The organism is Marinomonas sp. 15G6-16 (genome assembly GCF_055809555.1).
Window position 1 is genome coordinate 2,541,476 of record NZ_CM147916.1, and the last position, 13,004, is coordinate 2,554,479.

Here is a 13,004-nt window from a genome sequence, read left to right on the forward strand (position 1 = left end):
TGTCAGATTAATAGTATCTATATTTATTTGAATCTTTCGGGTAAGCTATGGATTTGTAAGAAAAATATACTGGAAGGATTAAGTTATTCATGCAAATTAGGCGGTTTAGAGCTCCTGACATGCGGCAAGCGATACGAAAGGTACGCGATGCTGTAGGTCCTGATGCTGTTATTTTATCGAATCAACGTCTTCCTACCGGAGAGATAGAGATTGTTGCCGCTTTGGATTACGACGGTTCCCTGCCTTCTAGTATGTCCTCCAAACGCCCTGTATCTAATCACTCGCCTGAACGTCGCACGCCAAGCTCTGAATACCTAGAACGCATAGAACAAGCCAAAAAACAGCCTCTCAAAGAAGAAACTGTGTCTGACGATGAAAGTCGGGCTAAGCCTTCTTACCGTTTTGAAATGCCGCCACTATCAGAAGATAAGACAGACCCTAAAGTTGAAGAAGCGCTATCTATTCGCAATGTTGATGGTGAACGACAGATGCGTGAAATGGAGCTGGAACTAAAAAATGTTCGAGCTATGTTAGATCGTCGTCAACAAGAGGAAGATCGAGCGGATGCTAAGGTTGGCTCTGCTGAGACGAAAGCGCGACAGCAGCTACAAGGGTTGGGGTTATCAGACTTTGTTGTTTCTAGGTTAATAGATGATATTGATTTAAAAGGCCGAGAAGATGATTGGAACCGCTTGCTTGCGAATTTAGCAGACTATATTCCTGTACGTTCCAACTCTAGTGAACTTCGAGGTTGTATTGCCTTTATGGGGCCAACAGGTGTGGGTAAAACCACCTCTATCGGTAAAATTGCAGCCCAGCATGTTTTAAAACATGGTTCTGATGGTGTGGTTTTAATAACAACGGATACTTATCGAATCGCTGCCCATGAGCAATTAAAAACATTTGGTCGTATTTTAAATGTTCCTGTTGAAGTTGTAAGTGAATATTCAGACTTAAATGACGTTTTGGCGAAATATGCGGATTATCCGTTAGTGCTTGTTGATACGGCGGGTATGAATCCGAGAGACTCTAACCTTGAACGTCAGCTTCTAATGATGAAACGTGCACGCCAGAACTTGAAGAAACTTTTAGTCTTGCCTTGCACTAGTCAAAGACAAGTATTAAAAACCGTCGTTGAAATTTATTCTCAAGTTCAACTAGATGGCTGTGTTTTAAGTAAATTGGATGAGTCAGCTTCTCTTGGAGAAGCGATTAGTGTAGTAATCGAAGAAAGTTTGCCTGTTGTTTATATTGCCGACGGTCAACGTATTCCTGATGATATTGAGCCGGCTCGTGCGCATAATTTAATTAGTCGAGCGGTTTATACGGCTGAACATTATAGTCAGCTATATGGCTCATTAAAATATGGCGGGTAGAAAGGTATGGTAGTTAGTAAAAATATGTTATTACTGAAAGCGCTGCGTCAAACAATGTAGTACAGTTAGTTGACGCAACTAACTTAAATAGTAAAGGTTGCCTAGAATATTTTATGCAGACCAAGAATGGATATAACACATACTCAAAGAAAGCGACGCTCTCAATTGATGCGATTGTTGAGCAGTATGGGTATTTAGTAAAGAAAATAGCTTACCATTTGTTGGCTCGTTTGCCTGATAGTGTTGATGTCGATGATTTGACTCAAGCGGGTATGATGGGGTTGATAGAAGCCTACAAACGCTTTGAGTCAACAAAAGGGGCCAGCTTTGAAACCTACGCAGGTATTCGCATTCGTGGTTCTATGATGGACGAAGTGCGGAAGTCTGATTGGGCCCCTCGTTCTGTTCGTAGAAATGGTAGAGCTGTTACCAACGCTATTAAAGAATTAGAAGCAACTCTTGGGCGCGAAGCTGGTGATACAGAAGTCGCTGCACATATGGGAATAGGGATTGACGAATATCATGAGATGATTCAGTCCTCCATGTCGACCCAATTGTTTAGTTATGAAGAAATGCTGGATTCTGACACGAATAATCTGGAAAGCTCAGAATCCGAATTTGAAAACTCTCCTTATTCACTTGTTGAAGAAGATGGTTTTCAAGATGAATTAGCAAGAGAGATCGAAAATCTTCCAGAAAGAGAAAAATTAGTATTATCTTTATACTACAATGAAGAACTGAATTTAAAAGAAATTGGCGCTGTACTAGGCGTCAGTGAATCAAGAGTTAGTCAAATACATAGCCAAGCGGCTATGAGGTTGCGAGCTCGACTAAGTAATTGGCGAGATTAAATTATGAGTTGTGGAATATTACCTTTGGGGTGTGGAGGTTGCATTGGATAAAAACATGAAAATCCTGATTGTTGATGACTTCTCGACAATGAGACGAATCATTAAAAACTTATTACGGGATTTAGGATTTACCAATACAGTTGAAGCAGATGATGGAACAACAGCACTGCCGATACTTCAAGCTGGGTCTATTGATTTCCTAGTGACGGACTGGAATATGCCAGGTATGACAGGGATTGAATTGCTCCGAGCTGTGAGAGCAGATGAAAAACTGAAAACGATTCCTGTTTTGATGGTAACGGCTGAAGCCAAACGTGACCAAATTATTGCGGCTGCTCAAGCTGGCGTAAATGGTTATGTTGTGAAGCCTTTTACTGCCGTCGCTTTGAAAGAAAAAATTGAGAAAATATTTGAACGAATAGACGCTGCGAAATAGGAATTTTGGATGTCAAATGAATTGGGGTCTGGACTAGTGGAATTTGAAAGCCTAGTTAAAGATGGTGCTATAGAGCTTCAAAAACATATCGAAGTCGGAGACTTTGGTGGTGCAATCAAAATAATCCAAGAGTTAAGTGAAGCTCGACATAATAGCTTTTATAACGAAGTGGGTTTTTTGACGCGAAGTCTTCATGATGCCATTCGTGATTTTCAAGTTGATTCAATGGATTTGGTGTCAGGGGAAGGCGAAGCTACAACGAAAATTACAGACGCTTCAGATCGACTGAACTATGTGATTGAAACAACCAGCGCTGCCGCTAACAAAACCATGGATATGGTGGATGGTAGTGTTCCTGTCGCCAGTGAATTACAAGTCCGCGCTAAAGAGTTGCGTAAAGATTGGGGGCGTCTAATTCAAAGAGATTTGACACCACAAGAGTTCCGCGATTTGTACAAGCGAATTGATGTGTTTTTAGCATACGCTGATGAAAGCGCAACAACCTTGCATTCAAACCTCAACACGATTCTTCTAGAGCAAGGTTATCAAGATCTAACCGGTCAAGTAATTGCTAGAGTGAATGATTTAATTCGAGATGTAGAAGAAAAACTTGTGCATCTCGTCGCTGTTGCTGGACGCGTTGATAGTATCTCCGGAATTGAACACCAAGAGAAAGAGTCTGGTCACGATGATACTCGTGGTCATGGCCCAGCTATTAATAAACAAAACAACCCAGAAGTATTGAATAGTCAAGACGAAGTAGACGACTTGCTATCAAGTCTTGGTTTCTAGAAGGGGCTGAGGATGAGTTTTGAAGTCGATGAAGAAATTTTACAGGATTTTTTGGTAGAAGCTGGAGAAATCTTAGAGCAGCTTTCTGAACAATTAGTAGATTTGGAACAGAACCCTGATGATAAAGCATTGCTTAATGCAATCTTCCGTGGCTTCCATACGGTAAAGGGTGGTGCAGGATTTCTGCAGTTAACAGCATTAGTTGACTGCTGCCATTACGCTGAAAACGTTTTTGATATCTTAAGAAACGGTCAGCGTAAAATAGACTCTGATTTAATGGATATTGTTTTACAGGCACTTGATGCTGTAAATGAAATGTTCGATACCGTTCGTGCTGGTGGTGAACCGGAGCGAGCATCCCCAGAATTAATCTCGGCATTAAGTGCGTACGCTACCCCTCCTACGGAAGAAGAGTTGGCTGGCGTGGATGAAAATGACGCTGTTGAAGAGCCGAGTGAACCTGTTGAATCCGATGACTTTTCAGCTGATGAAGGCCAAGACTCTGTCACTTCAGGTGAAGATGTTGATATTTCTGATGATGAATTTGAATCTCTACTCGATGCTTTGGGTGGTGCAGATACGTCACCTGATGATGAACCTAAAGCTGATGCAGCTGACGATAGCGATGAAATCACAGAAGATGAATTTGATGCACTTCTGAATCAGTTGCACGGTAGCGGTGCTCCAGGTGTTTCTGATGAGCCAGTGGCTGAAGAAAAGTCAAATTCAGCAGAATCAGATGAAATTACAGAAGACGAATTCGAAGCTTTATTGGATAAACTTCACGGCGAAACGGGTTCTCCATCTAAAGACGCCAAGAAAGACGAAAGCTCAGAACCTTCCTCTGATGTACCTGCTGGTTCAGGTGATCTAATAACAGAAGATGAATTTGAGTCACTTCTAGATAGTTTACAAAATCAGAAGAAAGAAACTGAGAAAAAAACAGAAAAGCCTAAAGAGCCAGAGAAGCCGAAAGCTAAGGCAAAAACTGCGCCAGAGAAGCCAGCAGCACCTAAACCAGCTGCTAAGGCCAAGCCTGTAGGAGCTGATGCTGAAGCGCCTAAGGAAAAAACTGTTAATGCACCTGTTACACAGGAAGCAACGGTTCGTGTTGATACTAAACGCTTAGATGACATTATGAACATGGTTGGCGAGCTTGTATTGGTTCGTAACCGTCTCGTTCGATTGGGTCTTCAAAGTGAAGATGAGTCGATGGGTAAAGCAGTATCAAACTTGGATGTTGTAACTGGTGACTTGCAAAACGCGGTAATGAAGACGCGAATGCAGCCAATCAAAAAGGTGTTTGGTCGTTTCCCACGAGTGGTTCGAGATCTTGCTCGAAACATGAAGAAAGAAGTAAACCTTGTCTTGCGTGGTGAAGACACAGATTTAGATAAAAACCTAGTAGAGGCGTTAGCGGATCCACTTGTTCACTTAGTGCGAAACTCTGTAGACCATGGTGTTGAAGGGCCAGATGTTCGTGAAGCCAATGGCAAACCTCGAGTTGGAACGGTTATTTTATCTGCTGAGCAAGAAGGTGATCATATCCTGTTGTCTATTGAAGATGACGGAGCTGGTATGGACCCTAACTTCCTCAGAGGAAAAGCGGTTGAAAAGGGCATAATGGATGCTGATGCCGCCGAGCGTTTATCAGATGATGAAGCATTTAACTTAATATTTGCGCCAGGGTTTTCTACTAAAGTAGAAATCACAGATGTATCTGGTCGTGGTGTTGGGATGGACGTGGTGAAAACCAAAATATCTCAACTAAACGGTACCTTAGATATTAAATCTGTTCTTGGACAAGGTTCTCGCTTCATTATCAAGGTGCCATTGACGCTTGCGATTATGCCGACGTTAATGGTTACTCTGGAAGATCAAGCTTTTGCTTTCCCTCTTGTTAGTGTGAATGAGATATTCCACTTAAACTTGAAGAAAACCAATATTGTTGATGGTCAGCAAGTTGTTGTCATTCGTGGTAAAACACTACCTATTTTCCATCTTAAGAGCTGGTTAGTTAAAGGTAGCAGTAAGAATGACTTACCGTCGGAAGCTCATGTCGTCGTTGTCCAAGTGGGCATCAATGAGGTTGGTTTTGTGGTTGACCAATTGGTAGGCCAAGAGGAAGTCGTTATAAAACCATTGGGTAAAATGTTGCAAGGTACCGCAGGAATGGCTGGTGCTACAATTACTGGTGATGGTCGTATTGCATTGATTTTGGACGTTCCTAGTATGCTGAAAACTTATGCATCAAGGTAATACGATTTTCGCTTAGGGGATGTTATATGCCTGTAAAGGTACTAGTTGTTGATGACTCAGGTTTTTTTCGACGTCGTCTAGTTGAGATATTTGAAGCAGATCCAAGACTGGTTGTTGTTGGTACAGCGAATAATGGTAAAGAGGCGATAGACAAGGTTCAATCTCTGTCGCCTGATGTAGTAACTATGGATTATGAAATGCCTGTTCTTGATGGCATTGCCGCTGTAGTTAACATCATGAAGCTTAAACCAACGCCAGTGCTGATGTTTTCTTCGCTGACCCATGAAGGAGCTAAAGTTACTTTAGATGCTCTGGAGGCGGGTGCAGTTGATTTTATGCCAAAGAATTTCGAGGATATTTCTCGAGATTCTGCCGTAGTCAAACGAGCGTTGGTTGATAGGGTTCTCGCTGTAGCAAGAACTCGTTTAACGGGCGGTCGTGTATCTGTTGAAGCTCTAGCTCCACGAGAAGCTCCTAAACCAATTGTAACTGACCGTGGTGTTATCATTCCGCGAGCTAGAAAACGGGTTAGTTTGGTTGCTATTGGAACCTCTACTGGCGGGCCTATGGCTTTGCAAACCGTTTTGAGCAAGTTGCCTAAAGACTTTTCAGCTCCTCTAGTATTGGTCCAGCATATGCCAGCTGCTTTTACGAGCGCTTTTGCTGACCGATTAAATAATATTTGTCAAATTACCGTTAAAGAAGCTCAAGACGGAGATCGTCTACAAGCCGGTGTTGCATTATTAGCTCCTGGTGGAAAGCAAATGATGGTAGACCCTAGAAATGGTGGATGTGTACGCATCTTGGATGGGGATGAAAGGCTTAATTATAAACCATCTGTCGACGTTACCTTTGGCTCAGCTTCAAAGTGTTACCCAGGAAAAGTGTTATCTGTTGTTATGACAGGAATGGGAGCAGATGGTCGAGAGGGGGCTCGTATGCTGAAGAACACAGGCTCTAGAGTTTGGGTTCAAAGTGAAGAGTCTTGTGTTATTTATGGCATGCCAATGGCTGTCGAAAAGGCTGGCTTGGCGGACGATATTATAGATCTACAACATATTGGTGAGCGTATTGCACGAGAGGTAAGTTAGTGGATCTCGTTACTTTAGCTGGCTTATTAATCGCTTTTAGTTCGGTCTTTCTTGCTAACTGGTTAGGAGGAGGGGAAATAGTTCTTCTATTAAACCTTCCTTCTGCAATCATTGTTATTGTTGGTAGTATTGGCGCTACACTTATTCAAAGTAGTATTCAGGAAGCCATTCGAGCCTGCGCTCTTTTAAAATGGAGCCTATTCCCCCCCGTTTTTGATTTTAATTCTTCCCGTGCTGCAATCAATAGTTTAGCTCATAAGGCGAGACGACTTTCCTTGTTGGCTTTAGAGTCAGATATAGAAGTACTTGGCAGCAACTTTTCTAATCGTGCTTTGCAGATGGTCATTGATGGTGCTGATCCTGAATTATTGGAAGGCCGCCTTAATGATGACGCTACGCGCATTTATAATAAGCGCATGAAAAGCATCACCTTCATTGAGTCTATTGGTGGTTATGCGCCTACTTTAGGGATTATGGGCTCTGTTCTCGGTTTAATCCAAGCGATGGCAAATCTGGATAGCCCTGAAGCCTTAGGGCACGGTATTGCTGTAGCCTTTGTCTCTACATTGTACGGTCAAGGCTTTGCTAATCTAGTGATTTTCCCAATCGCGAAGAAATTGTCTGGCTATGCTGATCGAGAGCTTCTTTATCATCAGTTATTAATTGATGGTATCTGTGGTATTGCAACAGGCAAACATCCTTATCGATTAGAGTTAGAGCTGAGCACTTATGAGTAATGCTCCAAAACGGAAGTTAAGTGGCCGTAGAGCAGTTGCTAAGGTGACATCATCACAGGGTGATAACAGAGACCGCTGGATATTATCTTATGCAGACTTTATTACCCTATTGTTTGCTTTCTTTGTGGCCTTATATGCTCTTTCATCAAAAAATACAGGAGATGAGCCGCGACTGAAGGAAACGTTGCATGGCGTTTTCGAAGCGGTTCAAAAATCCGTTAAGCCTATTAATATTGGTGAACCTATTGTCGGTGAACCAAAAGATATTGAAGTGGTTGAAACCAAGCCGATACCTTCGGCGATTCCGACGATAGAGGAAAGTCATTCCTCTGCTGTTTATTCCCTATTATCTCAAGTTGTTGAAAACCAGTTTTCAGGATTGCATGCTGACGGCCAAATTTCGGTGTCTGAGTCTGCGGATTGGGTGAGTTTGGAGCTTAACTCTGGTTTAGTCTTTGGACAGGGAGAATACGATTTAACGAATGAAGCTGTGGCCTTGTTGATTTTGGTTGCAAATATATTGAAAGAATACCCCACCGTTATTTTGGTCGAAGGTAACACAGATGATACGCCTGTCAGCTCAAGGAATTTAGTTTCGAATTGGCATTTGTCTAGCTTGCGCTCTGCTTCTGTGGTGGATGAGTTAATTTATCGGGGTGTTAAACCTGAAATGATTGCACCGGTTGGCTTTTCCAGTGAGCACCCAAAAATCGACAATAATAGCGAAGAGGCTCGTCAACAAAATCGTCGCGTGGTGATACAAATTAGTAAGCAGGACGCTGATAATGTTCATGATTACTTGTTTAAGTAGCCAGTTACTGTATATGATTGCAAAGAATTCGTAAGCAAAATAACAGCATAGGATATCAGGGGAGTCAGAGTGCACATTTGGGCGGTGGCGAATCAAAAAGGTGGTGTGGGAAAAACGACAACAGTTGTTTCCTTGGCAGGTCTATTAGCAGATGCTGGCAACCGTGTATTAATGGTGGATTTAGATCCGCATGGATCTCTGACGAGCTATTTTCGTTTTGACCCAGACTCCATTGAGCACAGTGCGTATAACCTTTTTCAGACTGCAGGAAAAATACCTGAAGACCTTCCGGCTTCTTTGATACTTGAAACTGGACATCCTAATTTATCTTTGTTGCCTGCTTCCACAGCCTTAGCAACGCTAGAGCGCCACGCTCAAGCTCAAGGTGGAATGGGGCTTGTGATCTCAAAAACTCTGGCCATTTTATGGGACGATTATGACTATGTCTTAATTGATAGTCCGCCAGTATTGGGTGTTTTGATGATTAATGCACTAGCCGCTTGTCAGCAACTTGTTATTCCTGTGCAAACTGAGTTTCTGGCGATTAAAGGGTTGGAGCGAATGGTAAGAACGCTCACCATGATCAATCGTGCTAGAAAGCGTCCTGTTCCTTTTTTAATCGTGCCTACGTTATTTGATCGACGAACCCAAGCTTCAAATAAAAGCTTGAGAAGTTTAAAAGACACATATGAAGAATTAGTCTGGCATTCAGTCATACCTGTTGACACCAAGTTAAGGGATGCAAGTACTGCCGGCATAGCGCCATCGGCTTTAGATCCGAATGCTCGTGGCATAAAGGCGTATGCGAGTTTGGTGGATTCTTTACTGAAGCCAGCAGGACAGTAATCATTTATGAAAGAAACAAAGAGTAAGGAACAAACGTTAATAGGTCCTCAAGCTGCGGTTCAAAAGTATCTTGATGATTTATTGCATGAAGCGACAACAGAACAGCCGCCCATTGAAGTTGATGAGGCTTTGTTAGATCAAGATGTAGATGATGTAACGAATGATGAACCTGCTACAGAGGAGTCTGGTTTAAGTGAAGAGGAGTTGTCCTCTTTAGATGCTTCATTTGAAGAATTTGAAAAAGCGATATCAGAGTCAACAGATGAGTTGCCAGTAGAATTAGAAACGCAAGAGACTATTGAGCCAGAGCCAGAGCCAGAGCCAGAGCCAGAGCCAGAGCCAGAGCCAGAGCCAGAGCCAGAGCCAGAGCCAGAGCCAGAGCCAGAGCCAGTTAAAAAAATATCGAAAACAGACCCTTTACCTTGGGCAGTTGGTCGTTTTGAATGCTTACTCTTTTATGTTGGAGGCTTAAAAATGGCCGTTCCACTCATTGAGCTGGGTGGGATTTTTCAAAGTGAAAAAGAGAAATTAACCTCTATCTTTGGGCAGCCGGATTGGTTTATGGGTGTCGCGAATGTTGGTGACTTCAACCTTCGTACTGTGGACACGGCAAGATGGGTAATGCCGAATCATTATGAAGGTGATTTAAAAGAGCAGTTTCATTTTGTGATACAACTGGATAGATCCAACTGGGGGGTTGCTTGTGAGCGCGTAGCTGAAGCAATAACCTTAGAACCATCCCAAGTAAAATGGCGAAGTGATAGAAGTAAAAGACCTTGGTTAGCCGGTACCGTAATTGATCATATGTGTGCCATACTTGATGTACAGGGTTTTATAGAATTGTTAGAAGATCCAAAAAATGGATTTAAAGGCTCGCTCAAATAATTGTGATGATCAGCTTTTGATCGTGGGAGATGAATAATGTCGACTAGTTTAGCGTTAAAAAGTGAAACTCAATCAGAAGATCCTATGTTGCAATGGGTGACATTTTGCCTAGAGAATGAAATCTATGGTGTAAATGTTATGCAAGTTAAGGAAGTTTTGCGTTACTCTGAAATTGCTCCTGTGCCAGGTGCTCCAAGCTTTGTTTTGGGGATTATTCATTTGCGCGGTACTGTGGTAACTGTCATGGATACTCGCCAGCGCTTTGGTTTAGCTTCTGGTGAAATTACAGACTCAACTCGAATCATGATCTTGGAAGTGGAAGGTCATGTAATTGGTATGTTGGTTGATGCTGTATCTGAAGTGGTTTATTTACGTCAATCTGAGATAGAAGTGTCTCCGAATGTAGGAAATGAAGAGTCTTCTAAGTTTATTCAAGGCGTTTGCCATAAAAATGATATTTTGTTGATTCTTGTGGATTTGGATAAGCTTCTATCAGAAGATGAATGGTCTGAAGTGAGCTCAATGTAAGTAATAGGGTAGTTGTATTTAATGGAATCTCAATGGTTATTTAACCTTTTACTGACACTTCAATTTGTGTTGCTAATTGCGGTTAGTGTCTGGGCGTTTCGTATGTCTAGACACCTGAAGGCAATGAAGCGTCAGCAGGTTGAGTCGGATCAGAACCAAAAGAAACAGGTGCAAGTACTTGCCTCTGGGTCAATTGGTATGGGGCGACGACTGGTAGCTATTGAGAAGAAATTAAATCTCGCGGTTGAGAAACAGTCAGAAATTTTGTCGAAAGAGGGCAGTGTTTCTTATAATCGAGCTATGGAGCTTTTGGAAATGGGCGCTACGATTGATGATCTAGTATCTAAGTGTGGGTTGATCCGCGCCGAAGCAGAATTGATTAGCTTGTTGAAGAAAGAATCTCGTCATAAACATAGCTCAGACTACCATTAATAATCCTTCACTTTGTGGGCGAAAGCGATAATTTCAGCAACCGCCAAATAAAGTGACTCTGGAATTTCCTCTCCTAACTCCAAGGTACTTAGCATTTCAACGAGCTCAGGGCTTTGGTGTAGCATGACATCGTTTTCCTTTGCTACCTCCATGATTTTTTCTGCTAATAATCCACTTCCTTTTGCGCTGACAATAGGGGCTGTGTTGTAGTCGTATTTTAGCGCGATGGCCTTCTTCATCAGGTTCTCACATCGATTAAAGGTTTATTATGTGTTTGTAGGCTTTTTTCTGGGTTAGCTAGCTTTGCTTGAAACGTATCCAACCTTTCGACTTCTATGTCTTTGTCTCGCAATTGTTCCTTCAGTTTAGGCATGTTTTGTTTGAGTTTATGCAGTGTGTCGGCTTCTTCTGCAATGAAAATAATACTCACTTTGTTGGCTTGTATGCTGGTGCTGGCTTCAAACTTTCCTGTCTCTTCAAAATCAAACTTGAGCTTTACTAGCCAACGTCTTTCTTGTTTTCGTTCTCCTTGATTGCTTGAGTCCTTATGAATTTCTATTTGCACCAGATTCTGAGTAAGGCCGTTTCTAATCGGCAGCTCGATATGAAGAGGATAGGTTGGAGAGATGGTTTGGTTATTCTCCGAAAAATTGCGTAATTGAGTGGTGGTAATTCGCTCAATAGCATTTGCGATTTGTTCTGTTGGAACTGTACCAAGTCGTAAAGCGCCAGTACTTTCTTGAACATCTTTAAGTCGAGTCAAGTTGAGCTTTAAGTCTTCTGGAAGTTGCGTTTTGCTGTCTTGTAAGAGTAAAGACTCGCTAAAAGTACCGCTGGTTTGGATCGCTTGTTTCATGGCTTCTGGCGAAGAAGTAAGGCCTGTGAGCGTTGGCAAACTCTGTACGAGCTGTTTCAGAGCTTGTTGTGTTTGAGTTGGAAGATTTGTTGCTTCGCTCATGTTGCTCAACTGTCTGACTAGCTGAGTCATGCCTTCTAGAGACAGTTGCTTCGGTAGGCTCTGTTTTAGCGCTTCTTGATGGGAAGAAAGTGAAGCGGCTTCTGCTTTTGGTGGTAATGCTTGCATTTGATTGTTTGTATCAACAAGGACTCGAACAACATCCCCTCGCTTTAACTCGGTTTGGCTTAGAATAGAAAATTCTGTTTTGCCGTCTGTTACCGTAGCAAGTAAGGGAGTGTTGCTTGGTGTTATGTTTCCAGATGTCGAGTTTGCGGGTGTTGTATTGCCTTGTGCTATTTGAGAAGGGTTAGGTGCTGATGTATTAGCCGATGTCATTTGTGTTGGTTGGGTGTTGGTTTGATTATTCGTTTGTGTGTTTGCTGTTGATGGCGCGACCGGATTAGAGGCATTCGAACTAGGGGTCTTCGGCTGAGTGTTATTTTGTGAATTACTGGTGACCTGATTCGCAGTTGAAGTGACAGCAACAGGTGTCGATATAACGGTCAGGTTTAACACTCGAGAAGCGAGCACCAAATTTTCTGTACGGCTCGTTTGAGTAGTTTGAGGTTGGTTGGTTTGTGTCGGCAAGCTTTCTTTTGTTGTGGTTAAAGTGGCTTGAAGCGGATTAGTCTTATTAAGTTGAGCACTTTTGATGTCACTAAGGTCAATTGGCGCCCCTGTATTAATTAAAGTAAAAGGCTGCTGTGAGCTGATGGCGTGTAAAAGTTGAACAGGCTTGCCTTGGTGGTTGAGGGTTTCACTGCCTTGAAATTTAATTAAGCTCATATTCTCAATGAACTTGAGTTCATTCGCGAGTTTAGCAAGCGTCCCTGTATAGTTTGAAACTGTGCCGTTCATATTCTGCTTGTCAGAGTTTGCATTGAGCGTTGAACGGATGTCAGAGATCATGTGCTTGCCTACGAGTTCGTTATTTAAGAAAGAATCTCATATAATACGAGAGCTTTAATATTCACTAATGATGTTGATTAATATATCGACCTG

General features: G+C 42.3%; 14 protein-coding genes. 12 read left to right on the forward strand and 2 right to left on the reverse strand.

The genetic code is table 11. From position 1 onward, the window contains the following. The first annotated feature begins 89 nt into the window (after positions 1 to 89). The 12 genes from flhF (at position 90) to AC0L46_RS12215 (ending at position 11,044) form a co-directional block, all read left to right on the forward strand. Positions 90 to 1,376 (forward strand): flagellar biosynthesis protein FlhF, encoded by a 1,287-nt coding sequence (flhF, locus tag AC0L46_RS12160; RefSeq protein ID WP_473503922.1) that lies wholly within the window; start codon positions 90 to 92, stop codon positions 1,374 to 1,376. Positions 1,377 to 1,489: 113 nt separating this feature from the next. Continuing rightward, positions 1,490 to 2,227 carry an RNA polymerase sigma factor FliA gene (locus AC0L46_RS12165; protein WP_414680471.1) on the forward strand — a complete coding sequence of 246 codons (738 nt, stop codon included), beginning with the start codon at positions 1,490 to 1,492 and terminating at the stop codon, positions 2,225 to 2,227. A 55-nt stretch (positions 2,228 to 2,282) separates the two neighbouring features. Further along, positions 2,283 to 2,663: a chemotaxis response regulator CheY gene (locus AC0L46_RS12170; RefSeq protein ID WP_207923232.1), complete on the forward strand. Its 381-nt coding sequence runs from the start codon at positions 2,283 to 2,285 to the stop codon at positions 2,661 to 2,663. Between the two features lie 9 nt (positions 2,664 to 2,672). Then, a complete protein-coding gene (locus AC0L46_RS12175) occupies positions 2,673 to 3,455 on the forward strand; it encodes a protein phosphatase CheZ (protein ID WP_414680470.1) in 783 nt (260 codons plus the stop codon). 12 nt (positions 3,456 to 3,467) lie between these two features. Then, complete coding sequence (locus AC0L46_RS12180) at positions 3,468 to 5,714, forward strand: chemotaxis protein CheA (RefSeq protein ID WP_473503925.1); 2,247 nt, start codon at positions 3,468 to 3,470, stop codon at positions 5,712 to 5,714. A gap of 26 nt (positions 5,715 to 5,740) precedes the next feature. Then, a complete protein-coding gene (locus tag AC0L46_RS12185) occupies positions 5,741 to 6,805 on the forward strand; it encodes a protein-glutamate methylesterase/protein-glutamine glutaminase (RefSeq protein WP_414680468.1) in 1,065 nt (354 codons plus the stop codon). Next, complete coding sequence (locus AC0L46_RS12190) at positions 6,805 to 7,542, forward strand: flagellar motor protein (RefSeq protein WP_473503927.1); 738 nt, start codon at positions 6,805 to 6,807, stop codon at positions 7,540 to 7,542. The genes AC0L46_RS12185 and AC0L46_RS12190 overlap by 1 nt, the downstream gene beginning before the upstream one ends. Beyond that, complete coding sequence (locus AC0L46_RS12195; protein WP_414680466.1) at positions 7,535 to 8,353, forward strand: OmpA family protein; 819 nt, start codon at positions 7,535 to 7,537, stop codon at positions 8,351 to 8,353. The genes AC0L46_RS12190 and AC0L46_RS12195 overlap by 8 nt, the downstream gene beginning before the upstream one ends. A gap of 69 nt (positions 8,354 to 8,422) precedes the next feature. Continuing rightward, positions 8,423 to 9,199, forward strand: coding sequence for a ParA family protein (locus tag AC0L46_RS12200; protein ID WP_317003051.1), 777 nt, complete (start codon positions 8,423 to 8,425; stop codon positions 9,197 to 9,199). A 6-nt stretch (positions 9,200 to 9,205) separates the two neighbouring features. Then, positions 9,206 to 10,084, forward strand: coding sequence for a chemotaxis protein CheW (locus AC0L46_RS12205; RefSeq protein ID WP_473503929.1), 879 nt, complete (start codon positions 9,206 to 9,208; stop codon positions 10,082 to 10,084). Positions 10,085 to 10,120: 36 nt separating this feature from the next. After that, positions 10,121 to 10,612 carry a chemotaxis protein CheW gene (locus AC0L46_RS12210; protein ID WP_317003053.1) on the forward strand — a complete coding sequence of 164 codons (492 nt, stop codon included), beginning with the start codon at positions 10,121 to 10,123 and terminating at the stop codon, positions 10,610 to 10,612. 21 nt (positions 10,613 to 10,633) lie between these two features. Further along, the gene (locus AC0L46_RS12215) at positions 10,634 to 11,044 is read left to right on the forward strand and encodes a DUF2802 domain-containing protein (RefSeq protein WP_317003054.1); all 411 of its coding nucleotides are present in this window, start codon (positions 10,634 to 10,636) and stop codon (positions 11,042 to 11,044) included. Here the strand turns inward: AC0L46_RS12215 and AC0L46_RS12220 are convergent. Continuing rightward, on the reverse strand, positions 11,041 to 11,283 hold the full coding sequence (locus tag AC0L46_RS12220) for an EscU/YscU/HrcU family type III secretion system export apparatus switch protein (protein WP_347983058.1): 243 nt from the start codon (positions 11,281 to 11,283) through the stop codon (positions 11,041 to 11,043). The genes AC0L46_RS12215 and AC0L46_RS12220 overlap by 4 nt on opposite strands. Continuing rightward, positions 11,283 to 12,911, reverse strand: a complete 1,629-nt coding sequence (gene fliK, locus AC0L46_RS12225) for a flagellar hook-length control protein FliK (protein ID WP_473503932.1) — start codon at positions 12,909 to 12,911, stop codon at positions 11,283 to 11,285. Before fliK ends, AC0L46_RS12220 begins: the two co-directional genes overlap by 1 nt. Positions 12,912 to 13,004 lie beyond the last annotated feature (93 nt).

Coding starts and splice junctions, on each gene's coding strand:
- fliK (WP_473503932.1), bottom strand. CDS start 12,911: ATGATCTCTGACATCCGTTCAACGCTCAATGCAAACTCTGACAAGCAG.
- AC0L46_RS12215 (WP_317003054.1), top strand. CDS start 10,634: ATGGAATCTCAATGGTTATTTAACCTTTTACTGACACTTCAATTTGTG.
- AC0L46_RS12210 (WP_317003053.1), top strand. CDS start 10,121: ATGTCGACTAGTTTAGCGTTAAAAAGTGAAACTCAATCAGAAGATCCT.
- AC0L46_RS12165 (WP_414680471.1), top strand. CDS start 1,490: ATGCAGACCAAGAATGGATATAACACATACTCAAAGAAAGCGACGCTC.
- AC0L46_RS12170 (WP_207923232.1), top strand. CDS start 2,283: ATGAAAATCCTGATTGTTGATGACTTCTCGACAATGAGACGAATCATT.
- AC0L46_RS12180 (WP_473503925.1), top strand. CDS start 3,468: ATGAGTTTTGAAGTCGATGAAGAAATTTTACAGGATTTTTTGGTAGAA.
- flhF (WP_473503922.1), top strand. CDS start 90: ATGCAAATTAGGCGGTTTAGAGCTCCTGACATGCGGCAAGCGATACGA.
- AC0L46_RS12185 (WP_414680468.1), top strand. CDS start 5,741: ATGCCTGTAAAGGTACTAGTTGTTGATGACTCAGGTTTTTTTCGACGT.
- AC0L46_RS12205 (WP_473503929.1), top strand. CDS start 9,206: ATGAAAGAAACAAAGAGTAAGGAACAAACGTTAATAGGTCCTCAAGCT.
- AC0L46_RS12220 (WP_347983058.1), bottom strand. CDS start 11,283: ATGAAGAAGGCCATCGCGCTAAAATACGACTACAACACAGCCCCTATT.
- AC0L46_RS12175 (WP_414680470.1), top strand. CDS start 2,673: ATGTCAAATGAATTGGGGTCTGGACTAGTGGAATTTGAAAGCCTAGTT.
- AC0L46_RS12195 (WP_414680466.1), top strand. CDS start 7,535: ATGAGTAATGCTCCAAAACGGAAGTTAAGTGGCCGTAGAGCAGTTGCT.